This window comes from Enterobacter sp. Taxon_8 (assembly GCF_058354585.1).
Map to the genome: position 1 here is coordinate 1,692,263 of NZ_CM177989.1, position 23,379 is coordinate 1,715,641.

Genomic DNA, 23,379 nt, shown 5'->3' on the forward strand with positions numbered 1-23,379 from the left:
TGTTACACCTGCGGGAAAATCAGCTCCAGTGCCTGAATTGAATCTTCCCAGTCGGCGCGTTCAAAAATGCCTTGTTGCAAAAATGCTTCCAGCTGCGGCCACAGGCTAATCGCCTTGTCGAGCATCGGGTCGCTGCCTTTGGCATACGCCCCCACGCTGACCAGATCGCGGTTGCGCTGGAAGCTGGAAAGCAGTTGTTTGAAGTTACGCACGCGGGCGTAGTGCTTCTCGGTTATCAGCGCCGTCATTGCGCGGCTGATAGAGGCTTCAATATCGATGGCCGGGTAGTGCCCGGCTTCGGCCAGACGACGCGACAGCACAATGTGACCGTCAAGAATTGCGCGCGCGGAGTCGGCAATCGGGTCCTGCTGGTCATCGCCTTCCGTCAGAACCGTGTAGAACGCGGTGATGGAGCCGCCGCCGCTGATGCCGTTCCCCGCGCGTTCCACCAGCGCAGGAAGTTTGGCGAAGACCGAAGGCGGGTAGCCTTTGGTCGCCGGTGGCTCACCGATGGCCAGCGCGATTTCACGCTGCGCCATCGCGTAACGGGTCAGGGAATCCATGATCAGCAGCACGTGCTTGCCGCGGTCACGAAAATCTTCGGCGATGCGGGTGGCGTACGCGGCACCCTGCATACGCAGCAGCGGCGACACGTCCGCCGGCGCGGCAATTACCACCGAGCGGGCACGGCCTTCCGCACCCAGAATGTTTTCAATAAAGTCTTTTACTTCACGACCACGTTCGCCAATCAGCCCCACGACGATCACATCGGCCTGGGTATAGCGCGCCATCATGCCGAGCAGAACGGATTTACCCACGCCAGACCCGGCGAACAGGCCCATACGTTGTCCACGTCCCACGGTGAGCAGGGCGTTAATCGGGCGCACGCCGGTGTCAAGCACATGCTCGATAGGGGTACGCTGCAGGGGGTTGAACGGTTGGGTGATCAGCGCACCGGTTTCGGTGGTGTCCGGGGAGGGCAGGCCGTCGAGCGGTTTACCGCTGCCGTCCAGCACGCGGCCCAGCAGGGCAGGGCCAAGCGGCAGCTGTTTCCCACTTTGCAGCCCATCGCCAGAAATGTTTTTGGCGTAGACGCGCGCGCCGGGCAGAATGCCTTCCACCTCTTCAAGCGGCATCAGGAACAGGCGCTGGCCGTTAAACCCGACCACTTCGCTTTCAACTTCGCGCGTTTCCAGACCGTCCTGACGCTCAATCACGCAGGTCGCGCCCAGCGGCAGCTGCAGGCCGGTGGCTTCGAGAACCAGCCCGGTGGCGCGCGTGAGTCGCCCATAACGACGAACAGATGGCAGTTGCGCCATCTTCGTCTCAAAGTTGTCGAGCGTGGTGAGCCAGCGGGTGAGGCGAGCGGTCATCAGACGACTCCCGGTGCCGCCAGGCGGCACAGTTCCTGCCAGCGGGTAGCAACGCTGGCATCCAGGTCGCCTTCATCGGCAGAGACTTTGCAGCCGCCGTGATGTAACGACGGGTCGCCGCGCAGACGCCAGCCGTGCAGGTTCAGCGTCGCGCCCAGGCTCTCTTCCACGCGCTGCAGATCGTCCGGATGGACGCGCAGCTGAGGTTTCCCGCTGAACAGCGGCTCCTGCTGAAGCAGACCCTGAATTTGTTTGATAAGTGCGGTATTATCCACCACGGGCGTCTGGCCGATCACCTGACGCGCGGCTTCCAGCGCCATCTGCATCAGTCGTGAGGCAATCACGCTGTCCAGCGCGTCAAGAGTGTGCTGGAACTCGCTGACCAGCTGCTGCATGCGGGCATGGATCGGCGCCTGCTGCTGGCGCGCCTGATCGATACCGTGCTCTAACCCTTTCGCCAGACCTTCCTGATATCCCTGCTCGTGGCCTTTCTGCCGGCCTTCGTTCAGACCGGCATTGTAACCCTGCTCGTGCGCCTGCATTTGCAGCTGAGCCAGCATTTGAGCTTGCTGCTCTTCTTCGCTCAGCTCGGGCTGCTCGACGTCCGGGTCAAGCTCCTCGGTCGGTATCACGGCTGGCGTGAACTCGGAGAGGGGAGGAGCCAGATCGTCCGGCGTCCAGCGTTTCCACGGCAGCTCATTAGACATAGGTGTCGTCTCCGCTGCCAATCACCATCTCGCCGGTTTCCGCCAGACGACGAACAATAAGCAGAATGGCTTTCTGTTCGTTTTCCACCTGAGACAGACGAACCGGGCCGCGGTTGGCAAGGTCGTCGCGCAGGATATCGGCCGCGCGCTGAGACATGTTGCGCAGGAACTTCTCGCGCAGCGGCTGCTCGGCGCCTTTGAGGGCGATAAGCAGCGACTCGGAATCCACTTCCTGGAGCAGGCGCTGGATGCTGCGATCGTCCACTTCGACGAGGTTTTCGAACAGGAACATCTCGTCGATGATTTTCTGTGCCAGCTCGCCGTCGAATTCGCGAACCGCCGTAATGACGGCCTCTTCCTGCTGCGTTTTCATCAGGTTGATGATTTCCGCCGCCGTTCTCACGCCGCCCATTTTGCTGCGCTTGAGGTTCTGGCCGTCGAGCAGGTTGTTCAGCACCTCGGTCAGCTCCGCCAGTGCGGCCGGCTGGACGCCGCCGAAGGTGGCGATACGCAGCATCACATCGTGACGCAGACGCTCTTCGAACAGCGCCAGAATATCGGCCGCCTGACCACGTTTGAGGTGGACAAGGATGGTGGCGATAATCTGCGGGTGCTCGTCGCGAATAAGGTCGGCGGCACTCTGCGGTTCCATAAAGTTGAGCGTTTCGATACCGCTTGCGGTATCGCGGGTTTCCAGAATGTCTTCCAGCAGGCTGGAGGCACGCTCTTCGCCCAGCGCCTTGACCAGCACGGAACGGAGGTAGTCGTTGGCGTTGACGTTCAGCGCGGCAAACTGTTCGGCTTCCTGTTCAAACTCTGCCAGCACTTCGGTCAGCTGCTTGTTGGAGATCTGACGCACGTTGGCCATGGCCGCACTGAGAATTTGCACTTCTCGCTGGGAGAGGTGTTTAAACACCTCTGCCGCACGATCTTCGCCAATGGTCATCAGCAGGATGACGCTTTTATCGGTGCCCGTAAGCGTATTACTCATGTTCGTTACCCATCCACTGGCGGATGACCAGCGCCACGACGCGCGGATCGTTATCTGACATTTCGCGAATGCGCTGGCTCATGACCTCAGCGCCCATGCGCTGGTTAGCACGACGCTGCTGCATCTGTTCATCTTTGCTGAGGCGCACTTCAACCGCTTCTTCCGTTTCCTGACGCGCATTCATCTGCTCGCGAGCCGCTTTTTCGGCTTCAGCACGGCGCTGGAGCTGCGGACGAACGCCCTTACGCCACAGCAGCCACGCGACAATCAGCACCAGCAGCCAGCGTCCTGCGGACATCAGCTGATCGATAAACGCCTGCTGTTGCCAGAACGGCAGTTCACCGCCGGTCTCGTCAACCGAGTTGAACGGTGAGTTCACCACGTTGAGGGTATCGCCGCGCTTCTCGGAGTAACCCATCGCTTCGCGGGTCAGGTTTTCAATCTGCTTCATCTGCTCGGCGGTCAACGGCAACGGTTTGCCATCCGCCAGCGTTTTGTAGTTCACCACTACCGCAACGGAAAGACGCTGAATATCGCCCACGTTCAGCTTAGTGTGGCGAATCGTTCTATCCACTTCGTAGTTCGTGGTTTCATTACGGCTGGTGTTTCGTGGGCCGCTGTTATTCGCCGTTGAGGTGGTCTGCTGGTTAGTCTGCTGACCGTTCTGCTGATTAGCCGGCGGCGTAGAGATCGGCGCCGCGTTAGCCGGGGCAGGCTGGTTAGACAGTGCGCCCGGCACGCCGCCCGGGTTTGCACCGCCAATCTGCTCGCTGGTGTTGATCTGGCGCGAACGCATCACCGCCTGAGCCGCATCGCCGTTCGGGCTGTATTGTTCTTCAGTTTGTTCTTTATTCGCGAAGTCGATCTGGGCGGTTACCTGCGCGTGCACGTTGCTGTTGCCCACTACCGGGCCCAGGATCGCTTCGATACGACGCTGGAGACGGCTTTCGACATCGGCGGCATATTTCAGCTGCGCGTCATTCAGATCGCGACCGGCGGTATTGGATTGCGTCAGCAGGTGACCGCTCTGGTCAACCAGCGTCACGTTACCCGGCGGCAGACCGGCCACGGCGCTGGAGACGAGGTGCGTCACCGCGCTGATTTGCCCTTCGTCCAGCGCACGGCCGGGTTCGAGGTTCACGGTCACGGAAGCCGAAGGTGATTTCTGTTCGCGGACAAATAAGGAAGGCTTAGGCATCGCCAGATGCACGCGGGCACTCTTCACCGGGCCTAATGTTTCAATGGTGCGGGCCAGTTCACCTTCCAGCGCGCGCTGGTAGTTCACCTGCTCGCTGAACTGGCTGATACCGAATTTTTCCTGATCCAGCAGCTCAAAGCCCACCGCGCCGCCTTTCGGCAGCCCCTGCTGAGCCAGACGCAGACGCAGTTCGTGCACCTTATCTGCCGGTACCTCAAGCGCACCGCCATTATCGGCAAAGCGATAAGGGATGTTCATCTGGGTAAGCTGGGTGACGATGGCGCCGCCATCCTGATCGGAAAGATTGCTGTAGAGCGTCCGGTAATCAGGGCTTTTCGCCCACAGGACCATCGCTACAAGGATCGCAATTGCGGCAGCGCCTGCCACGATCAACGGGATTTTAGGATTCGCGCGAAGGCGGTTCATCCACTCGAGTGATTTATTCTGCGGCGCTGTCGATGCTGTTGCACTCATTGCGCACCTCTTAAATCCTGGTGGTTTACGTTATTCGTGTAGAGAAACAAAACTGACTCCCGGGTCGGCAAACACGACAAAAGTTCCATATTGATGGCCCTGCCATTATTTGATGATTCGTGATTTTCTATGCGTCAAATAACCTGGTTTTTTCATGCTATTTACCGCCATTATCTTATTGACAAGCTGTTAGTCTTGACCGCGTAAAAAACCATCCAGGGGAGAGTCATGGCTATACAGGGCATTGAAGGGGTAATCAGTCAGCTGCAGGCAACGGCAATGACGGCCCGTAATCAGAATGTGGCAGATCAGCAGCCGAGCATCAGCTTCGCAGGGCAACTGCATGCCGCTCTTGACCGTATCAGTGATACCCAGACCGCTGCGCGCACTCAGGCCGAGAAGTTCACCCTCGGCGAGCCGGGCGTGGCGTTGAATGATGTGATGACCGATTTGCAAAAAGCCTCGGTTTCCCTGCAGATGGGGATCCAGGTGCGTAATAAGCTGGTGTCGGCCTATCAGGAAGTGATGGGGATGCAGGTTTAAGACCTGTCGATCTCCGCTGGCAGCCGCAGCGCTTTAATGCCACAATATTTTTTTCTTCGAATGCAGGAAAGATGATGAAAAAAATAGCAATTGCTGGCGCGCTGCTGGCACTGACCGGGTGCGTTCAGGTCGATAATTATAAAGACGTGATCAAGCATCCTGTCCCGGCGCAGCTGGCGGGATACTGGCAGTCGAAAGGGCCGCAGAGCAACATGGTCAGCCCGAAGGCGATTGCCACGCTGGTGGTGACGGAGGAGGGCGATACGCTGGATTGCCGTCAGTGGCAGCGCGTGATTGCCGTGCCGGGTAAAATCATGCTGCGTTCAGACAGTTATTACAACGTGACGCGTAAGCTGGATATCTATCCGCTGGAGCGCGATGGCTCGACGCTTGAGTACGACGGGCTGGAGCTGCAGAAGGTCGATCGCCCAACGGTTGAGTGTGCCGATTACCTGAGCAAGAATCCGCTGGAGAGTAAGCTGCCCTAAGGGTAAAAGCAAAACGGCAACATCGTTGCCGTTTTTGGTGTTTGCGCCCTCTCCCTGTGGGAGAGGGACGGGGTGAGGGCATCAGGCCGCACGTTTCCCGTTCTACAGCGCTTCCTCTATTACCCACACGCTCACGCTTCCGCCTTTGCATGTAAACGTCCCTTCGCCATCCGCCGCCGTGGTGATGGTTTCTTCGCGATTGCCGAGAAAATCCCGCCACGTTTTGTTGCCGTAGTTTTCTCCAAGACAAATTACTTTTTCACCGTCGTCCCCGTTCGACATCACCACCACGCAGCCGGGATCGTCTTCCGTACCGCTGCGGCTGAAGGCGATGCAGTTTGGATGGTCGAAAAACAGCGTTTGCACGCCGTGGGCAAAACGCTGGCGCGCGAGGATCAGCTCGTGAAGCTGCTCAATGACCGGCATATCAATATGGTACGTTTCACCGTCACCTCCCGCGTCGTCATAGCTGGCGCCGAAGAGATCCGGATAAAAGACGCTGGGCACGCCATTTTCCCGCAGCAGGATCAGCGCGTAGGCCAGCGGCTTAAACCAGGCTTCGACCGGCGCTTCCAGCGCCTGCAGAGGCTGAGTATCGTGGTTCGCGACGAGGGTGACCGCATGAAACGGATCGGCTTCCACCAGGGTACCGGTGAAGATTTGGCTCATGTCGTAATCCCGGCCCTGACGTGACGCCTCGTGGAATTTCATCTGCAGGGGGGCATCAAACAGCATGGTTTTGCCTTCGACCTGGTCAATATAGGCCTGAAGTTTATCCACCTCATGGGACCAGTATTCCGCCACGATAAACAGCGGCTGGTCGGCAACTTCCTGGACGTGCTCAATCCACTCTTTGTAGAACCAGGCGGGAATATGCTTGACGGCGTCCAGACGAAAACCGTCGCAGCGCGTCTGTTCCATGACCCAGCGGGCCCAGTATTTGATCTCCTCGGTCACGGCGTGGTTGCGAAAGTCGATATTTTCGCCCATCAGGTAATCGAAGTTGCCCATCTCATCATCAACCTGATCGTTCCAGCCTTCGCCGGTGTAGTCGTTGACGATTTTAAAGATGCCGTCTTCATCGGGGTTTTCAATGTGGTCGACGCCGCTGAAGCATTTGTAGTCCCAGATAAACTGCGAATACTGCCCGGCGCGGGCAGGGAAGGTGTAGCGGGTCCAGGCTTCACACTCGATGACCTCGTCATCGATTTGCGTGCGGTCCTGCTCGTTCACGCGCTGAACGCGCACGGGCTCTTTTTCATCGGCGCCCATTTTGTGGTTGACCACCACGTCCAGCAGCACGGCAATGTCGTTGCTCTTGAGGGCATCAATGGCCTCCAGCAGCTGTGCTTTGTCGCCGTATTTCGTGGCGATACTGCCTTTCTGGTCAAACTCGCCAAGGTCGAACAGGTCATAGGTGTCATAGCCGACAGAATACCCGCCGGATGCCCCTTTACAGGCGGGCGGCAGCCAGATCATGTTGATGCCGATTTCGTTAAGATTGGGAGCTAACGCCGTGACCTCTCGCCACAATTCACCGCCAGCAGGGTAGTACCAGTGAAAACATTGTAACAGGGTGGGGTTTTTCATCATCCTTGCTCCAGAAGCCATTGGCAGACTTCTGGAGTATGGATGAAGAAATCATAGTTGTGTGTCGCGGGTCAAACTTTCTGGATAAAGAATATTCCCGGACAGCTTTCCATAGGTAGACGTGATGGATTGCTGTTTACCGGTTTGATCAATCAGATTACGCAGTTCGTCCATCCGGACTTTCAGCAGAGCCTTTAGCGCATTCTCATTTTCAAGGATCATTTCCAGCAGCGCACGCGCTTGCTCAACCTGAGCCGGAGGGCATGACATGATGGGTGTTTGCGAAATTTTTTCCACCAGTTGAACGTAATGCATTTCCTGCTCGATAAGCGCATCCCATTGACCAGAATGTGCGAGATTGAGCATAGCAATGCTCTGAGCATGTAACGCCTGCCAGTGGCTAAGCGCTGCGCTGGGATTATTCATCAAAATTATCCTGAAATAGAGGACGCATTGGGGCCGATTTGCTTCCACGCATCCGCAATGTTGTTTAATAAACCCTCGACTTCAACAATTGCGTCTACGTCGTTGCTGACATTCGCCAGTAACAAACGTCGAACCATATATTCGTACAAGGAGGCAAGATTACCGGATAACTCGCTCTCAACCTCCATGTTCAGTCCTGCTTTTAAACCGTTGTCGATGATGTTGATGGCTTTCGTTAACGCTTCGCCTTTCTCACGAATTTGTCCGGCTTCCATGAACAAACGCGCGCGAACAAGGGCGCTATGCGCCCCGTCGAATAACATGACAATCAGCTGGTGTGGACTGGCATTCATGACTGCGCTTTCGACTCCTATCTGCTGATAGGATTGAACACCAGAGGTCTTATACATATCCACTCCTGAAGGCTACGACTACTTTTGTGAGAACTGTTGGGTCAGGTAGTTGGCTGTATTGGTCATTTTGGTGACTAATACGTCCAGACTGGTGAACTGGGTTTTGTAACGCGCCATGGTGGCATCAATAGTGGCTTCCATAGCATCGTAACGCTCACCCAGCGTTTTTAGCGTTTTGTTGATCCCGTCTTTCGCGTTCTGGATCACCCCGGCGCTGCCGGTACTGGTGCTGAGCATGGTGGTCAGCGTGTTGTTCATCTGGGTGGCCATACCGGTTTTCTTTCCGTCACCGACAAAATACTGCTGTACGGCGTTAGGGTTATCGGTCAGCGCTTTTTTCAGCTTATCGGTATCGACTTTCAGGTTACCGACGGTACCGTCAGAACCTTTTACCGGGTCCTGGGTAATTCCCAGCTGGGCCATGATCTGTACCGAGCCGCTCTGCACTTCGGTCAGCAGACCGCGCAGCTGAGACTGGATCCCGCGCACGTTAGCATCACCAACAAGCGCCCCGTTGCTGGCTGACTGGCTGCCGGAGCCAGCATCAACCGGAACATATTTCGTCAGACTGTTAATGGTGGACTGCAGCGAGTTATACGCCGTGACCCAGTCCGTGATTGCTTTCTGGTTAGCATCCGTTGCGCGAGTCACCTCTAATGTTTCATCTGCCTTGCTTTCTGCTTTCAGCGAGAAAGTCACGCCAGGCAGGGCATCGGTAATGGTATTCGACTGGCGCTCGATGGAGATGTTGTTCACTACCACAATCGCGTTCTGCGCATCGGTGTTCACCGTCAGCGCGCCCGTTTTGGTGGCGGAATCGTAGCCAATTGCGCTTTGCAGCTTGGCGTCGCCGGTGACGCTTACCGTCATCGCACCATCCGTACCGGTGGTTTTTGATGACAGCATCAGGCGGTAATCACCGTCTTTCGCTTTAATGACGCTGGCGGTGACGTTGCCGTTCGCTTTATTAATGGCGCTCGCGATCCCGGCCAGAGACGTATCGCCATCCGCCAGGGTGACCTCTAAAGGCGTTTTCGTGCCCGGCTGGGTGATGGTGATTTTACGCGTTGTACCTGTCGTATCGCCCAGCAGATCAGTGTTGTTTGCATAGGAGCCGGTAGTGAGTGCCTGTGCCTTGGCAACCTGGTTGACGTTTACAACAAAGGAACCGACAGATGCGTCAGCCGTTGTCGTGGCGGTAAAGGCCGTATTGGTACTGCTAACGGACGTTGAGTTCCAGGTGGTTGCTTTACCCAGCGCAGCGGTCGCGGTCTGCAGCGATGTCATGGCGCTCTGCAGCTTGCCGTAAGCGCTTAACTGCGCGTTATACGTTGATTGCTGGGAAGTAATCGTCGTCAGCTTGGTTCTTTCTGCTGCATCCAACTGATTATATAAATCCCCGAGTCCTGCAGAACCTATCCCGAGGTTACTGATAGTAGCCATGCATATTTTCCTTAAAATACGAAAGTAGTTCAGGACTCTTATCGGCCTCTCAACGTAAAAGTTTACGATGGTGAGAAAAAAATAATCCAAAGAATAGACGCGTCCTGGCGGGGTAAATGAAAGGATTGCACTTTAGGATCATTATCTGCGCTTTGAAAACACGAATAAGTGTGTGCCTTTTTAGTCATCTCTTTGCGCGTTAAAAAAGCATAAATAATAACGCTCTGTTGGACCTTAATTGATTTTTTAAAAATAAATCTTTTAATAATCAGCTGGTTGTAATTTTTTCAAAATTGATTCTAAAGTCTTTTGGGGACCCGTCGATAACCTTGTTGACGGTGAGAGACGCTGTGAGTGTTAGGCACCGGACCTAAAACCCAATTTTTGAAGGAAAGAAAATTATGGCAGTTATCAATACTAACCTGTTGTCCCTGACCACTCAGAACAACCTGAATAAATCTCAGTCTTCTCTGGGCACTGCTATCGAGCGTCTGTCTTCCGGTCTGCGTATTAACAGCGCGAAAGACGATGCTGCTGGCCAGGCGATTGCAAACCGCATGACCGCTCAGATTAAAGGTATGAACCAGGCTGCGCGTAACGCCAACGACGGTATCTCCATGGCGCAGACTGCTGAAGGCTCTCTGAACGAAATCAACAACAACTTGCAGCGCGTTCGTGAACTGGCTGTTCAGGCAAGCAACGGCACCAACAGCACCTCTGACCTGGCTTCTCTGCAGGATGAAGTTACCGCTCGTCTGGCTGAAATCAACCGTGTTGCGGGCAAAACTGATTTCAACGGCATCAAACTGCTGGACGGTTCTGCTGGTGCAGCTGGCGTGGTTAAAATTCAGGTTGGCGTTAACGATGGCGACACCATCGATCTGGACCTGAGCGGTGCTAAAGCTGACACCACTACCCTGGGCGTGAACGCAATCGACCTGAAAACGATGACCGCTACCGACCTGAGCACCATCGACGCAGCTATCGCTAAAGTTGATAAAGCACGTTCAGGTCTGGGTGCTGTGCAGAACCGCTTCACTTCTGCAATCAACAACCTGAACAACACCTCTAACAACCTGTCTGCTGCTCAGTCCCGTATCCAGGACGCTGACTACGCAACTGAAGTTTCCAACATGTCCCGCGCGCAGATCCTGCAGCAGGCTGGTACTTCTGTTCTGTCTCAGGCAAACCAGGTTCCACAGACCGTTCTGTCTCTGCTGCGTTAATTTTACGCGTGAAACCCCGCTTCGGCGGGGTTTTTTTATCTCTGCTATTTGAGAATCCGCCTGTGAAACAAATCAGTGTCACTCAACCAAAGCTGGTCGCAGATTTTTCATGTGTCGGTGGGGAATGCCGTGAACATTGTTGCCAGGGCTGGACCATCGCGTTTGATAAATCCTCCGTTAATCGCTATCTGAACAGTAAAAATGCCGCGATTCGTCAGACGGCGAAAACGGCGATAAAAGTCACCAAAAAAAACTATGACCACTGGGGGGAAGTGATTTTCCATACGGAAAGTAAAAACTGTCCGTTTATGGATACGGAAAAACTCTGTTCTGTTCATGGCGCCATGGGCGTCCAGGCCTTAAGCCCAACCTGTTCGACATTTCCACGGACAAGCCGGGTCTATAAAACTGAAATCGAAAAATCGCTGAACCTGTCGTGTCCGGAAGTGACCCGACTTCTGTTGAACGATCGGGAGTCTATGTCGTTGATGGAATCTGTCATTGTTCAGCAGGACGTCAATAATGCGCCGATGATTGATTTGAAGGCCAAGGTCATCAATCTCTTCTGCCAGAATATTTTCAGCGTTGAGGGCGTCAGCGTTGAAGAACAGGTTTACGCCGTAGTGAAATTCCTCATGGTGGCGGAAAAGCTCGATAATATCGCAGAGAATATCGGCACGCTCGAAACGGTCTATTTCTCACTGGTTAACGAACTGGTGAGCGGTAAAATCAAAACGGAATTAGGCGGCTTTAATCAGAACTACAGCCTGAAGTTCGCGTTAATTTCGCTCATCCAGAGCTACTTCACGAAGAAAGTAACAGCCCGCGGCGGTGCGGTATTAAACAGTTATTTTACCCAGCTTTATCAACAATTTGAGTCTGCGGGTGACAGCGTGCCGGCAGAGAAGGTCATGGAAAACATCGAGTCCGTCTGGCGCGATGTGGCGGGCAGTTATCTGGCGACCAATGACCATTTATTCAAGAACTTTTTTAAATACAAACTGTGGGAGCAGGGCTTCCCGCAGAACAACGGCCGCAGCATGTTGAATAACCTTTATTTAATCGTTGCGGAGTTCTATTTCCTTAAAACGTTACTTGCCGGTCAGGCACTCGTGGCGGGGAAAATTGAACAAGATAATATCATTGATGTTATTTACAGCTTCCACTCCCTTAGCCAGCATAATCAGGAAGCAGGAAAGCTCTTTCATCAACATATAGATAGCGTCAAACTGGGCGACGATCTTTCATTGTTACAACTGTTAATTTAGGCAGAAAAGTTGCCCCTGTTGTGGGCAACCTCAGAATAACCTCACTTTATCCCCCTTTTTCATCCAATTGAACGCCCTGCAGAATCGGATAATCATGCCGATAACTCAACTAACGCAGGGCTGTTTATCGTGAATTCACTCTATACCGCTGAAGGTGTAATGGATAAACACTCGCTGTGGCAGCGTTATGTCCCGCTGGTGCGTCACGAAGCATTGCGCCTCCAGGTGCGCTTGCCGGCGAGCGTGGAACTCGACGATCTGCTACAGGCGGGCGGTATCGGGTTATTGAATGCAGTTGACCGATACGACGCTCTGCAAGGAACGGCATTTACGACTTACGCAGTTCAGCGTATTCGTGGTGCGATGCTGGACGAGCTGCGCAGCCGCGACTGGGTGCCGCGCAGTGTTCGCCGCAACGCGCGCGAAGTGGCGCATGCGATGGGGCAGCTGGAACAGGAACTGGGACGTAACGCAACGGAAACCGAAGTGGCGGAACGTCTTGGCATTGCTGTTGAAGAGTATCGTCAGATGTTGCTCGATACCAATAATAGCCAACTCTTCTCATATGACGAGTGGCGAGAAGAGCATGGCGATAGCATCGAGCTGGTGACGGACGAGCACCAGCAGGAAAACCCGTTACACCATTTAATGGAAGGGAATTTACGCCAGCGCGTCATGGAGGCTATTGAAGCTCTGCCTGAACGCGAACAGCTGGTATTGACCCTTTATTACCAGGAAGAGCTTAACCTCAAAGAGATTGGCGCTGTTCTGGAGGTGGGAGAGTCGCGGGTGAGCCAGCTGCACAGCCAGGCCATTAAACGCTTACGAACCAAGCTGGGTAAGTTATAGGTGATTGATTCACCTTAAAAATGCCGCACAACGTATTGACAACCAGGAGTTATCATGACGGTGCAGCAATCTAAAAGACGGCCTTTAAGCCGCTACCTGAAAGACTTTAAACACAGCCAGACGCATTGCGCCCACTGTAACAAGTTACTCGATCGTATCACGCTGGTTCGCCGGGGCGAAATCGTCAATAAGATTGCGATTTCGCGTCTCGACACGTTGATGGACGAAGCAGCATGGCTCGAAGAGCAAAAAGAGTGGGTGGCGCTTTGCCGTTTCTGTGGGGATCTCCACTGCAAAGAGCAAAGCGACTTCTTCGATATTATCGGCTTCAAACAGTTCCTGTTTGAACAAACGGAGATGAGCCACGGCACCGTTCGCGAATATGTCGTTCGCCTGCGCCGCCTTGGGCAACATCTGACCGTAAACAATATTTCTCGCGATCTGCTGAAAACCGGTTATCTGGATGAAAATCTTGAGCCGTGGCTGCCTGCGACCAGCACCAACAACTACCGAATTGCGCTGCGCAAGTATGCGCAATACAAGGTACAAATGCCGGGTGCCATAAAGCAGAAAGCCCACGCCGGAACAACTTCTGATATATATTAAAAAAGAATAAGATGTAGCGCAGTCGCCTTTGACGTTGCAGGCGATTTCTCTACACTACGTAAAAATTCCACTATATCGGGGTATTTATGAAATTTGCACTTCTGGGTCGTCAGGCGCTGATGGGTGTTATGGCCGTTGCGCTGGTTGCGGGCATGAGCGTGAAAACGTTCGCCGCAGAAAACCTGCTGAATAAAGTAAAAGAGCGCGGTACGCTGCTGGTCGGGCTGGAAGGAACCTATCCTCCGTTCAGCTTCCAGGGCGATGACGGTAAGCTGACCGGTTTTGAAGTGGAGTTTGCTGAAGAGCTGGCGAAGCACCTCGGCGTGAAAGCGTCCCTGAAACCGACCAAGTGGGACGGTATGCTGGCGTCGCTGGATTCCAAACGTATTGATGTGGTGATCAATCAGGTGACCATTTCTGACGAGCGTAAGAAGAAATATGACTTCTCTACGCCGTACACCGTGTCCGGTATTCAGGCGCTGGTGAAGAAAGGCAACGAAGGCGGGATTAAAACTGCCGCGGACCTGAAAGGGAAGAAAGTCGGTGTCGGTCTGGGTACTAACTATGAAGAGTGGCTGCGCAAGAACGTGCAGGGCGTGGATATCCGCACCTATGATGACGACCCGACGAAATACCAGGATCTGCGCGTGGGCCGTATCGACGCCATTCTGGTTGACCGCCTGGCCGCGCTGGATCTGGTGAAGAAAACCAACAATACCCTGGCGGTAGCGGGTGATGCGTTCTCTCGTCAGGAATCAGGCGTTGCCGTTCGTAAAGGTAACGAAGACCTGGTTAAAGCGATTGATTCAGCGATTGCTGACATGCAAAAAGACGGTAGCCTGAAAGCGCTCTCCGAGAAGTGGTTCGGTGCAGACGTCACGAAATAAGTTTCTGCCGTAAAAAAAGGCGCTTTTAAAAGCGCCTTTTTTATTTCTTTCGCGTCTGCGTGCATAATGAAAAATATCACATTTTGTCAGAGTTACCGGAGAACCCATGTCACTACAGAATTTAACGCGCTTTCCCCGCCTGGAGTTCATCGGCGCGCCGACGCCGCTGGAGTACCTGCCGCGATTTTCTGATTATTTAGGGCGCGATATTTTTATTAAGCGTGATGACGTGACGCCGATGGCGATGGGGGGCAACAAGCTGCGCAAGCTGGAGTTTCTGGCTGCTGACGCCCTGCGCGAAGGCGCGGATACGCTCATTACTGCCGGGGCCATCCAGTCCAACCACGTTCGCCAGACGGCGGCCGTGGCGGCAAAGCTTGGGCTCCACTGCGTGGCATTGCTGGAAAACCCGATTGGCACGCTGGCAGAAAACTATCTCACCAACGGTAACCGTCTGCTGCTGGATCTGTTTAATGTGCAGGTAGAAATGGTGGATGCGTTGACCGATCCGGCCGCCCAGCTCGACGAGCTGGCGACGCGTCTGGAAGCGCAGGGGTTCCGCCCCTACGTTATTCCTGTCGGCGGTTCGAACGCGCTGGGCGCGCTGGGGTATGTGGAAAGTGCGCTGGAAATTGCGCAGCAGTGCGAGGGCGCAGTGAGCCTCTCCTCCGTGGTTGTCGCGTCCGGAAGCGCGGGCACGCATGCCGGGCTGGCGGTGGGGCTCGAACAACTGCTGCCGGACGTCGAGCTTATTGGGGTGACGGTGTCCCGCAGCGTCGCGGATCAAAAGCCAAAAGTGGTTACGCTACAGCAGGCGGTCGCAGAGCAGCTGGAGCTGAAGGCAAAGGCCGATATTCTGCTCTGGGATGACTATTTTGCGCCGGGTTACGGTACGCCTAACGAAGAGGGCATGGAAGCGGTGAAGCTGCTGGCGCGCCTCGAGGGCATACTGCTCGATCCGGTCTATACCGGCAAAGCGATGGCCGGACTGATTGACGGCATTGCGCAGAAACGCTTTAAGGATGAAGGGCCGATTTTATTTGTCCATACCGGCGGGGCGCCTGCTCTGTTTGCCTACCATCCTCATGTCTAAAAATCAGGTCGAAAAATAATAATGCAAGAAAGTATTCAACTGGTTATTGATTCTCTGCCGTTTCTGCTGAAAGGTGCGGTATTTACGTTACAGCTCAGTATCGGCGGGATGTTCTTTGGGCTGGTTCTGGGATTTGTGCTGGCCTTAATGCGCATGTCGCCCATCCTGCCGGTGCGCTGGCTGGCGCGTTTTTATATCTCCGTGTTTCGCGGTACGCCGCTCATCGCCCAGCTCTTTATGATCTACTACGGCTTGCCGCAGTTTGGTATCGAGCTGGATCCGATTCCGGCAGCGATGATTGGTCTGTCTCTCAATACCGCGGCGTACACCTCTGAAACCCTGCGTGCGGCCATCTCCTCCATTGACAAAGGGCAGTGGGAAGCGGCGGCCAGTATCGGGATGACGCCATGGCAGACGCTGCGCCGGGCCATTCTGCCTCAGGCGGCGCGCGTGGCGCTACCGCCGCTCAGCAACAGCTTTATTAGCCTGGTGAAAGATACTTCCCTGGCAGCAACGATTCAGGTTCCGGAACTTTTCCGTCAGGCACAGCTTATTACTTCGCGCACGCTTGAAGTCTTTACCATGTATCTGGCCGCCTCGCTAATTTACTGGGTGATGGCGACGGTACTGTCTGCTCTGCAAAACTACTTCGAAAACCAGCTTAACCGCCAGGAGCGTGATCCAAAATGAGTGCTATCGACGTCAAAAACCTGGTGAAAAAATTCCACGGTCAAACGGTGCTCCACGGGATCGATCTGGAAGTAGAGCAGGGGGAAGTGGTGGCGATTATCGGACCGAGCGGTTCGGGAAAGACGACGCTGCTGCGCAGCATTAACCTGCTTGAACAGCCGGAAGGCGGCACCATCCGGGTAGGCGAGATAACGATTGATACAGGGAAATCAATCAGCCAGCAGAAAGGTTTAATTCGCCGCCTGCGTCAGCATGTCGGTTTCGTTTTCCAGAACTTTAATCTCTTCCCGCACCGAACGGTGCTGGAGAACATTATCGAAGGGCCGGTTATCGTTAAAGGTGAGCCAAAAGAGGAGGCGACGGCGCGCGCGCGCGAACTGCTCGCCAAAGTCGGGCTGGCGGGAAAAGAGACCAGCTATCCGCGCCGTCTGTCGGGCGGCCAACAGCAGCGCGTGGCGATAGCGCGCGCGCTGGCGATGCGTCCTGACGTGATCCTGTTTGATGAACCGACCTCCGCGCTCGATCCTGAACTGGTGGGTGAAGTGCTGAACACCATTCGCCAGCTGGCGCAGGAAAAAAGGACGATGGTGATCGTAACGCATGAAATGAGCTTTGCACGCGATGTTGCTGACAGAGCCATCTTCATGGATCAGGGTCGGATTGTTGAGCAGGGGCCGGCGAAAAGTCTGTTCGCCAATCCTCAACAGCCGCGAACCCGTCAGTTCCTTGAAAAATTCCTCATGCAGTAGCATTTATGCACTAATTTGCTCCAGAAATTTAGGCTGGAGCAAATTATTCTCCCTACGGGCGCCGTCCTTTGATTTTTTATTCCGCCCAGCTCGGATAAACCTTATGAATACTAAAGTTAATTGGGCTATTGCCGATATTTTGCAGTTAGAAAAAAGTTTTATGTGTTAGTTTATATTCACCATAATAATGATTATCTTTTCAGAGGCTTCATTTAGTAAGTATGAAGGATTCAGACTTTTTCAACTGGCGACGGGACTGCTCACTCCGGTTTCAGCAATTGACGAGTACCGATGAGGTATATCAGGAGCTAGAGAGGCAAACTCAGGCGCTGGAATTCGATTATTACGCGCTCTGCGTGCGGCATCCCGTGCCCTTTACGCGCCCTAAAATCTCTTTGCAGACTACTTATCCAAAGCCGTGGATGGCGCAATATCATTCCGCGAACTATTTCGCTATCGATCCGGTTTTAAAAGCGGAAAATTTCATCCAGGGTCATCTACCCTGGACAGACGCATTATTTGCCGAGGCGCAGGAATTATGGCATAGCGCCCAGGACCACGGTTTACGCGCGGGAATAACGCAGTGCCTGATGCTGCCTAACCACGCGCTTGGCTTCCTGTCAGTATCTCGTACGAGTCTTAAGGAAGGGCCATTTGCCCATGAGGAAATAGAACTGCGGTTGCAAATGCTGGTGCAAATGGCTTTAACCTCTCTGACGCGTTTTGAAGATGAGATGGTCATGCCGCCAGAAATGAAATTCAGTAAACGCGAGCGCGAAATTCTGAAATGGACTGCGGAAGGGAAGACGTCAGCGGAAATAGCGATCATTCTCTCTATCTCAGAGAATACCGTTAACTTCCATCAGAAAAATATGCAGAAGAAATTCAATGCGCCTAACAAAACCCAGATTGCGTGTTACGCGGCGGCAACGGGGCTGATCTGACAGGATAATACGTTCTGCGTGACAGACGAGGGAACGGCTGAATGCACTGCATCCAGCCGTTTTTTGTTACTGGCGGTAGGCTTGTTTGATTTGCTTAACGGTGTTAGCAAATACCGCAGATTCAGCCTGGTCTTCCATCTCCGCGATTTGTTTTTCCATTTTAATGATCACACGACCGGCATCAGCCTGGCCCATCGCCTGCAGCATCAACGTTAGCAATGCTTTCAGGCAGTTTACTTCCTGTGCCAGTTCCTGGTTATTCTCCGCAGTGGCAAATTCAGGTGTGCTCATTTATTTTCCTCATTATTAAACGGCGCTAAAGCGCGACGACGAAAGTCAAGGCGGCGGAGTATACCACAAGCTGAAGCAAAAAATGCAGTGGTTGTTTTTTGTACTTTTACGTGGGTGTTTAATTGCGTAAACAGAACGTACCGGTAAACTTAACCGCCGTTAAAGGCTATTAATTGTTTATGCCCGGTTCGCTTGCCGTTAATTATTGTTACAAAAATTTGAGATCTGTTTTTTTGCAGGAAAAGCCTGCAAGTTTTTTGTAACTTTTTGAATACAGATGCTTAAAAAAAGCTGCAAAAGCCCTGACTGCATGGTCTCTCTTTCCACGGACTGTACAGCCTAATTTCCAAAAACGAGAGCAAAATCGAATAGCCGGTTTTTTAACGTTTTAATCTTGTGAGGAAAACCGTTAATATAAACCAAATTATCACTCAGTAGCGTTATCCCTATTCTGGAGACATTTCCTTTGATCAACGTCCTTCTTGTTGATGACCACGAACTGGTGCGCGCAGGGATACGACGCATTCTTGAAGATATTAAAGGTATTAAAGTTGCCGGTGAGGCGTGCTGTGGCGAAGATGCGGTAAAATGGTGCCGCACAAACTCGGCAGATGTGGTACTGATGGATATGAACATGCCCGGTATCGGTGGTCTTGAAGCAACACGCAAAATCGCGCGTACTTTTGTTGATACAAAAGTCATCATGCTGACCGTGCATACCGAAAACCCACTGCCCGCGAAAGTGATGCAGGCGGGCGCCGCGGGCTACCTGAGTAAAGGTGCTGCGCCGCAGGAGGTCGTCAATGCGATCCGTTCCGTGTATGCCGGACAGCGTTACATTGCTTCCGACATCGCACAGCAGATGGCCCTGAGCCAGATCGAGCCCGAGAAAACCGAATCACCGTTTGCCAGTTTGTCCGAGCGTGAATTGCAGATTATGCTGATGATCACTAAAGGTCAGAAGGTGAATGAGATCTCGGAACAGCTGAATCTCAGCCCGAAAACGGTCAACAGCTATCGTTACCGTATGTTCAGTAAACTGAACATTCATGGTGATGTGGAACTGACGCATCTGGCCATCCGGCATGGTTTGTGTAATGCGGAGACGTTGTTAAGTCAGTGAGTGATGTGTTCGATTCAATAACATTTCTGAAAACCGTAACCAGCCAGCCTGGCGTCTATCGCATGTATGACGCTGGCGGTACGGTTATCTACGTGGGGAAGGCAAAAGATCTTAAAAAACGTCTCTCCAGCTATTTTCGCAGCAACCTGGCCTCCCGTAAGACCGAAGCGCTGGTCTCACTCATCCAGAATATTGATGTCACCGTCACGCACACGGAGACAGAAGCGCTGCTGTTAGAGCACAACTATATTAAGCTCTACCAGCCGCGCTATAACGTCCTGTTGCGTGATGATAAATCCTACCCGTTTATTTTTCTGAGCAGCGACACCCATCCGCGCCTCGCCATGCACCGCGGTGCGAAACATGCAAAGGGTGAATATTTCGGGCCGTTCCCTAACGGCTATGCCGTGCGTGAAACGCTGGCGCTGCTGCAAAAAATCTTCCCAATCCGCCAGTGTGAAAACAGCGTTTACCGTAACCGCTCGCGCCCGTGCCTGCAGTACCAAATTGGTCGCTGCTTGGGGCCGTGTGTAGCCGGGCTGGTGAGTGAAGAGGAGTATGCTCAGCAGGTGGAGTATGTGCGCCTGTTCTTAGCAGGAAAAGACGATCAGGTCTTAACGCAGCTTATCGCGCGGATGGAAAAAGCCAGTGCCGCACTCGAGTTCGAAGAGGCCGCACGGATCCGCGACCAAATCCAGGCGGTGCGCAGAGTCACTGAGAAACAGTTTGTCTCGAATACCGGTGACGATCTCGACGTTATCGGCGTAGCCTTTGACGCCGGGATGGCCTGCGTGCACGTGCTGTTTATTCGCCAGGGCAAAGTGCTCGGCAGCCGCAGCTATTTTCCGAAAGTGCCTGGCGGTACCGAACTGGGTGAAGTGGTGGAAACCTTTGTCGGCCAGTTCTATCTGCAGGGGAGCCAGATGCGCACGCTGCCTTCTGAGATCCTGCTCGATTTTAATCTTGACGATAAAACCCTGCTGGGCGAGTCGCTCTCTGAGCTGGCGGGGCGTCGGGTCAATGTACAAACCAAACCGCGCGGCGATCGTGCGCGTTATCTGAAGCTAGCACGCACCAACGCGGCGACGGCGCTCACCACTAAGCTGTCGCAGCAGTCGACGGTGCACCAGCGTTTAACGGCCCTGGCAACGCTGCTGAAGCTGCCGGAAGTGAAACGGATGGAGTGTTTCGACATCAGCCATACGATGGGGGAACAGACGGTGGCGTCCTGCGTGGTGTTCGATGCTAACGGCCCGCTGCGCGCCGAGTATCGTCGCTATAACATCACCGGCATCACGCCGGGCGATGACTATGCGGCGATGAATCAGGTTCTGCGTCGTCGCTATGGTAAAGCCATTGAGGAGAGCAAAATCCCGGATGTGATCCTGATTGACGGTGGGAAAGGACAGCTCGGGCAGGCGAAAGCGGTATTTGAATCGCTTGATGTCAGCTGGGATAAAAAACATCCGCTGCTGCTGGGTGTCGCAAAAGGGGCCGATCGTAAGGCCGGGCTGGAGACACTCTTCTTCGAGCCGGAAGGTGAGGGCTTCAGCCTGCCGCCGGATTCGCCGGCGCTTCACGTCATCCAGCATATTCGCGATGAATCACACGATCATGCCATCAGCGGTCACCGCAAAAAACGGGCGAAGGTGAAAAATACCAGTAGCCTGGAAACGATTGAAGGCGTGGGGCCAAAACGTCGCCAGATGCTGCTGAAATATATGGGCGGATTGCAAGGATTACTCAACGCCAGCATGGAGGAAATTGCAAAAGTGCCGGGTATTTCGCAAGGGCTGGCAGAAAAGATCTACTACTCGTTGAAACATTGAGGGCTCTGTAGCAACATAGAGCTAAATTTTACTGACAACAAATAGTTACCGTCACTATGCAATATAATATCCCTACGTTGCTCACTCTTTTTCGTGTTGTACTCATCCCGTTCTTTGTGCTGGCGTTTTACCTGCCGGTTGTCTGGGCACCCTTTGCGTGCGCATTGATCTTCCTTATCGCAGCGGTAACAGACTGGTTTGATGGCTATCTGGCGCGCCGCTGGAATCAAAGCACCCGTTTCGGCGCCTTCCTCGATCCGGTGGCGGATAAAGTGATGGTCGCGATTGCCATGGTGCTGGTGGCCGAGCACTATCATACCTGGTGGGTGACGCTGCCTGCGGCAACCATGATTGGCCGTGAGATTATTATCTCTGCGCTTCGCGAGTGGATGGCGGAGCTGGGAAAACGCAGCAGCGTGGCGGTCTCGTGGATTGGTAAAGTGAAAACGACGGCGCAGATGGCGGCGCTGGTCTGGATGCTCTGGCGTCCGAACGCCTGGGTTGAGTGGGCGGGAATTGGCCTGCTGTGGGTAGCGGCAGTGCTGACGCTGTGGTCAATGCTGCAATATTTGAACGCTGCCCGAGGGGATTTGCTTGATCAGTGATCGTTTCGCCGTAATTTTCAGCAAACGATCCGGGGATGCAAAAAATAACGTTGACTCATAACGTCATATCAGTAGAATGCAACGCATCGAACGGCGGCACAGTCAGCCGGACGATAATGAAATCAAGTGGTTAGACATTTACTTGATGACATGCGGGAATAGCTCAGTTGGTAGAGCACGACCTTGCCAAGGTCGGGGTCGCGAGTTCGAGTCTCGTTTCCCGCTCCAGATTAAAGACATGCGCAGTAGCGGGTGTCAGTTTGAAAAGTTTTACGGCGCGTTAGCAAAGCGGTTATGTAGCGGATTGCAAATCCGTCTAGTCCGGTTCGACTCCGGAACGCGCCTCCACTTTCTTCCCTGGCCGGATGGTGGAATCGGTAGACACAAGGGATTTAAAATCCCTCGGCGTTCGCGCTGTGTGGGTTCAAGTCCCACTCCGGCTACCATGGGAAACAAAGAATAATCAAAGCAATAAGCAGTGTCGTGAAACCACCGAAAGGTGGTTTTTTTGTGCCCCTGGCTTAGCGCGAAGTGATCATATCTCATCATCATCCCGATCCTGCTGTGCCCAAGGATTTGCTGCCATACCAGAACGTTAAGCCTAACTCCCTAATATCAAGCCCGGGAAGCAGGGCGATTTTCAGCTAACCTGCAACCAATCTTAAACAAACATTTCACTCACCAGACACAGGTTGCCGCCGCTGATAAACTGGTTGGTATCCACCCTGGAGAGCGGAAGGTTATTGTCATGCAATATGAAGAACAGCAGCTTATCAACGGCCTTTTCGAGCGTCTTAAACAGGCCGGACAACAAAACAGCCAACGGGATGCAGATGCAGAGCGTCAGATCGCTGAATTTGTCAGACAGCAGCCTGCGGCCCCCTACTATATGGCGCAGTCGATTTTGATTCAGGAAGCGGCGCTGAAACGCCTGCAGGCCCGGGTTCTGGAGCTTGAAAGCGAATTAGCCGCGCAAAAAAGCAAACCCTCGACGGGCGGCAGCTTCCTCGGCGGCCTGTTTGGTGGCGGGAAAAGTAACCCGCAGCCAGACAACAGCTGGAATGCCCAGCCGCAACAGCCGCCGGCGCAGGATTACTCTCGGGCGCCAGCGTCGGCTACTCGCGGCGGTGGTTTTATGGCTGGCGCGCTCCAGACAGCCGCTGGCGTGGCAGGTGGCATCGCGCTTGCTGAGATGCTTACCAGCATGTTCCATCAGTCGCGGCCGGAAGAGATCGTGAACATCATCGAAGAGCCGACAATGCCCGTCGGTGGTGAACCGTTTGTCGGTAATCAATACGGCGATGTTAATAACGTCTCTGACACCCGTTTCCTCAACCAGAACGATCCGTTCGGCAGTAATAACGACGTCTGGCAGAACGACGATGTAGATGACGACTACAGCAATGACGACGACAGTTTTATTTAACGACGTTATCGTGTGACTACCGAAATGAAGTGAACCCCGAAAGTTGGATATCCTACGATTAGGGGTTTTGCGTTTCCGGGTCAAAAGAATCCTTCGACGCTACCCCTGAAGGCTCATAAATTAGATTCGTTTTACTACTTTCCTTAC

At 53.7% G+C, this 23,379-nt stretch carries 25 protein-coding genes and 3 tRNA genes; 18 read left to right on the plus strand and 10 right to left on the minus strand.

Annotated features, from left to right (window positions below):
• Positions 1–2: 2 nt before the first annotated feature.
• Genes fliI through fliF form a run of 4 tightly spaced genes read right to left on the minus strand, consistent with a single transcriptional unit; the run spans position 3 to position 4,743 of the window.
• A complete protein-coding gene (gene fliI / locus AC4IBF_RS07985) occupies positions 3–1,373 on the minus strand; it encodes a flagellar protein export ATPase FliI (RefSeq protein WP_023336182.1) in 1,371 nt (456 codons plus the stop codon).
• Positions 1,373–2,080 carry a flagellar assembly protein FliH gene (gene fliH / locus AC4IBF_RS07990; protein ID WP_111964865.1) on the minus strand — a complete coding sequence of 236 codons (708 nt, stop codon included), beginning with the start codon at positions 2,078–2,080 and terminating at the stop codon, positions 1,373–1,375. Before fliH ends, fliI begins: the two co-directional genes overlap by 1 nt.
• Complete coding sequence (gene fliG / locus AC4IBF_RS07995; protein ID WP_059346984.1) at positions 2,073–3,071, minus strand: flagellar motor switch protein FliG; 999 nt, start codon at positions 3,069–3,071, stop codon at positions 2,073–2,075. Before fliG ends, fliH begins: the two co-directional genes overlap by 8 nt.
• Positions 3,064–4,743, minus strand: a complete 1,680-nt coding sequence (gene fliF / locus AC4IBF_RS08000) for a flagellar basal-body MS-ring/collar protein FliF (protein WP_133294723.1) — start codon at positions 4,741–4,743, stop codon at positions 3,064–3,066. The genes fliG and fliF overlap by 8 nt, the downstream gene beginning before the upstream one ends.
• Before the next feature lie 228 nt (positions 4,744–4,971).
• Here fliF and fliE point away from each other — a divergent pair, with 228 nt between their 5' ends.
• Complete coding sequence (gene fliE, locus AC4IBF_RS08005) at positions 4,972–5,286, plus strand: flagellar hook-basal body complex protein FliE (protein WP_008500329.1); 315 nt, start codon at positions 4,972–4,974, stop codon at positions 5,284–5,286.
• 74 nt (positions 5,287–5,360) lie between these two features.
• Positions 5,361–5,774: a lipoprotein YedD gene (yedD, locus tag AC4IBF_RS08010; protein WP_115875725.1), complete on the plus strand. Its 414-nt coding sequence runs from the start codon at positions 5,361–5,363 to the stop codon at positions 5,772–5,774.
• Positions 5,775–5,876: 102 nt separating this feature from the next.
• Here yedD and amyA read toward each other — a convergent pair whose 3' ends face one another.
• Genes amyA through fliD form a run of 4 tightly spaced genes read right to left on the minus strand, consistent with a single transcriptional unit; the run spans position 5,877 to position 9,646 of the window.
• Positions 5,877–7,364, minus strand: a complete 1,488-nt coding sequence (gene amyA / locus AC4IBF_RS08015) for an alpha-amylase (RefSeq protein ID WP_136195841.1) — start codon at positions 7,362–7,364, stop codon at positions 5,877–5,879.
• A 51-nt stretch (positions 7,365–7,415) separates the two neighbouring features.
• Positions 7,416–7,790, minus strand: a complete 375-nt coding sequence (gene fliT / locus AC4IBF_RS08020; RefSeq protein ID WP_033145899.1) for a flagella biosynthesis regulatory protein FliT — start codon at positions 7,788–7,790, stop codon at positions 7,416–7,418.
• A 5-nt stretch (positions 7,791–7,795) separates the two neighbouring features.
• Entirely contained in the window at positions 7,796–8,200 is a 405-nt protein-coding gene (gene fliS, locus AC4IBF_RS08025) for a flagellar export chaperone FliS (protein ID WP_033145898.1), read from the minus strand.
• 21 nt (positions 8,201–8,221) lie between these two features.
• A complete protein-coding gene (fliD, locus tag AC4IBF_RS08030) occupies positions 8,222–9,646 on the minus strand; it encodes a flagellar filament capping protein FliD (protein WP_133294722.1) in 1,425 nt (474 codons plus the stop codon).
• 401 nt (positions 9,647–10,047) lie between these two features.
• On the opposite strand from fliD, the gene AC4IBF_RS08035 reads away from it, so the two are divergent.
• The 9 genes from AC4IBF_RS08035 to sdiA all read left to right on the plus strand — a co-directional run bounded on the left by AC4IBF_RS08035 (position 10,048) and on the right by sdiA (position 17,958).
• Positions 10,048–10,872, plus strand: a complete 825-nt coding sequence (locus AC4IBF_RS08035; protein WP_088544828.1) for a flagellin N-terminal helical domain-containing protein — start codon at positions 10,048–10,050, stop codon at positions 10,870–10,872.
• A gap of 8 nt (positions 10,873–10,880) precedes the next feature.
• Entirely contained in the window at positions 10,881–12,140 is a 1,260-nt protein-coding gene (fliB, locus tag AC4IBF_RS08040) for a flagellin lysine-N-methylase (protein ID WP_491463253.1), read from the plus strand.
• 129 nt (positions 12,141–12,269) lie between these two features.
• Positions 12,270–12,989, plus strand: coding sequence for an RNA polymerase sigma factor FliA (locus AC4IBF_RS08045; RefSeq protein ID WP_014170714.1), 720 nt, complete (start codon positions 12,270–12,272; stop codon positions 12,987–12,989).
• A gap of 54 nt (positions 12,990–13,043) precedes the next feature.
• Positions 13,044–13,595 carry a flagella biosynthesis regulatory protein FliZ gene (gene fliZ / locus AC4IBF_RS08050; RefSeq protein ID WP_008500339.1) on the plus strand — a complete coding sequence of 184 codons (552 nt, stop codon included), beginning with the start codon at positions 13,044–13,046 and terminating at the stop codon, positions 13,593–13,595.
• Between the two features lie 86 nt (positions 13,596–13,681).
• On the plus strand, positions 13,682–14,482 hold the full coding sequence (tcyJ, locus tag AC4IBF_RS08055; protein WP_111964860.1) for a cystine ABC transporter substrate-binding protein: 801 nt from the start codon (positions 13,682–13,684) through the stop codon (positions 14,480–14,482).
• Between the two features lie 106 nt (positions 14,483–14,588).
• On the plus strand, positions 14,589–15,575 hold the full coding sequence (dcyD, locus tag AC4IBF_RS08060; protein WP_133294719.1) for a D-cysteine desulfhydrase: 987 nt from the start codon (positions 14,589–14,591) through the stop codon (positions 15,573–15,575).
• A gap of 21 nt (positions 15,576–15,596) precedes the next feature.
• Positions 15,597–16,265: a cystine ABC transporter permease gene (tcyL, locus tag AC4IBF_RS08065; RefSeq protein WP_028013677.1), complete on the plus strand. Its 669-nt coding sequence runs from the start codon at positions 15,597–15,599 to the stop codon at positions 16,263–16,265.
• Positions 16,262–17,014, plus strand: a complete 753-nt coding sequence (gene tcyN / locus AC4IBF_RS08070; protein WP_008500343.1) for an L-cystine ABC transporter ATP-binding protein TcyN — start codon at positions 16,262–16,264, stop codon at positions 17,012–17,014. The genes tcyL and tcyN overlap by 4 nt, the downstream gene beginning before the upstream one ends.
• Positions 17,015–17,235: 221 nt before the next feature.
• Positions 17,236–17,958, plus strand: coding sequence for a quorum-sensing transcriptional regulator SdiA (gene sdiA / locus AC4IBF_RS08075; protein WP_133294718.1), 723 nt, complete (start codon positions 17,236–17,238; stop codon positions 17,956–17,958).
• 66 nt (positions 17,959–18,024) lie between these two features.
• Here the strand turns inward: sdiA and AC4IBF_RS08080 are convergent, their stop codons facing one another.
• Both AC4IBF_RS08080 and AC4IBF_RS08085 read right to left on the minus strand, forming a co-directional pair.
• Positions 18,025–18,249, minus strand: coding sequence for a DUF2594 family protein (locus AC4IBF_RS08080; protein WP_008500345.1), 225 nt, complete (start codon positions 18,247–18,249; stop codon positions 18,025–18,027).
• A 25-nt stretch (positions 18,250–18,274) separates the two neighbouring features.
• Positions 18,275–18,328 carry a hypothetical protein gene (locus AC4IBF_RS08085; protein WP_418885776.1) on the minus strand — a complete coding sequence of 18 codons (54 nt, stop codon included), beginning with the start codon at positions 18,326–18,328 and terminating at the stop codon, positions 18,275–18,277.
• A gap of 387 nt (positions 18,329–18,715) precedes the next feature.
• Between AC4IBF_RS08085 and uvrY the strand changes: the two genes are divergently transcribed.
• From uvrY to AC4IBF_RS08120, 7 genes are all read left to right on the plus strand, one after another.
• Positions 18,716–19,372, plus strand: a complete 657-nt coding sequence (gene uvrY, locus AC4IBF_RS08090; protein ID WP_111964857.1) for a UvrY/SirA/GacA family response regulator transcription factor — start codon at positions 18,716–18,718, stop codon at positions 19,370–19,372.
• Positions 19,369–21,201 (plus strand): excinuclease ABC subunit UvrC, encoded by a 1,833-nt coding sequence (gene uvrC, locus AC4IBF_RS08095; protein WP_133294717.1) that lies wholly within the window; start codon positions 19,369–19,371, stop codon positions 21,199–21,201. Before uvrY ends, uvrC begins: the two co-directional genes overlap by 4 nt.
• 56 nt (positions 21,202–21,257) lie before the next feature.
• Positions 21,258–21,806 carry a CDP-diacylglycerol--glycerol-3-phosphate 3-phosphatidyltransferase gene (pgsA, locus tag AC4IBF_RS08100; protein WP_008500348.1) on the plus strand — a complete coding sequence of 183 codons (549 nt, stop codon included), beginning with the start codon at positions 21,258–21,260 and terminating at the stop codon, positions 21,804–21,806.
• A gap of 152 nt (positions 21,807–21,958) precedes the next feature.
• A tRNA-Gly gene (locus tag AC4IBF_RS08105) sits at positions 21,959–22,034 on the plus strand.
• 46 nt (positions 22,035–22,080) lie between these two features.
• Positions 22,081–22,154: transfer RNA gene (locus AC4IBF_RS08110), tRNA-Cys, on the plus strand.
• An 11-nt stretch (positions 22,155–22,165) separates the two neighbouring features.
• Positions 22,166–22,252: transfer RNA gene (locus AC4IBF_RS08115), tRNA-Leu, on the plus strand.
• Positions 22,253–22,554: 302 nt separating this feature from the next.
• Positions 22,555–23,232 (plus strand): DUF2076 domain-containing protein, encoded by a 678-nt coding sequence (locus AC4IBF_RS08120; protein WP_063618094.1) that lies wholly within the window; start codon positions 22,555–22,557, stop codon positions 23,230–23,232.
• Positions 23,233–23,379 lie beyond the last annotated feature (147 nt).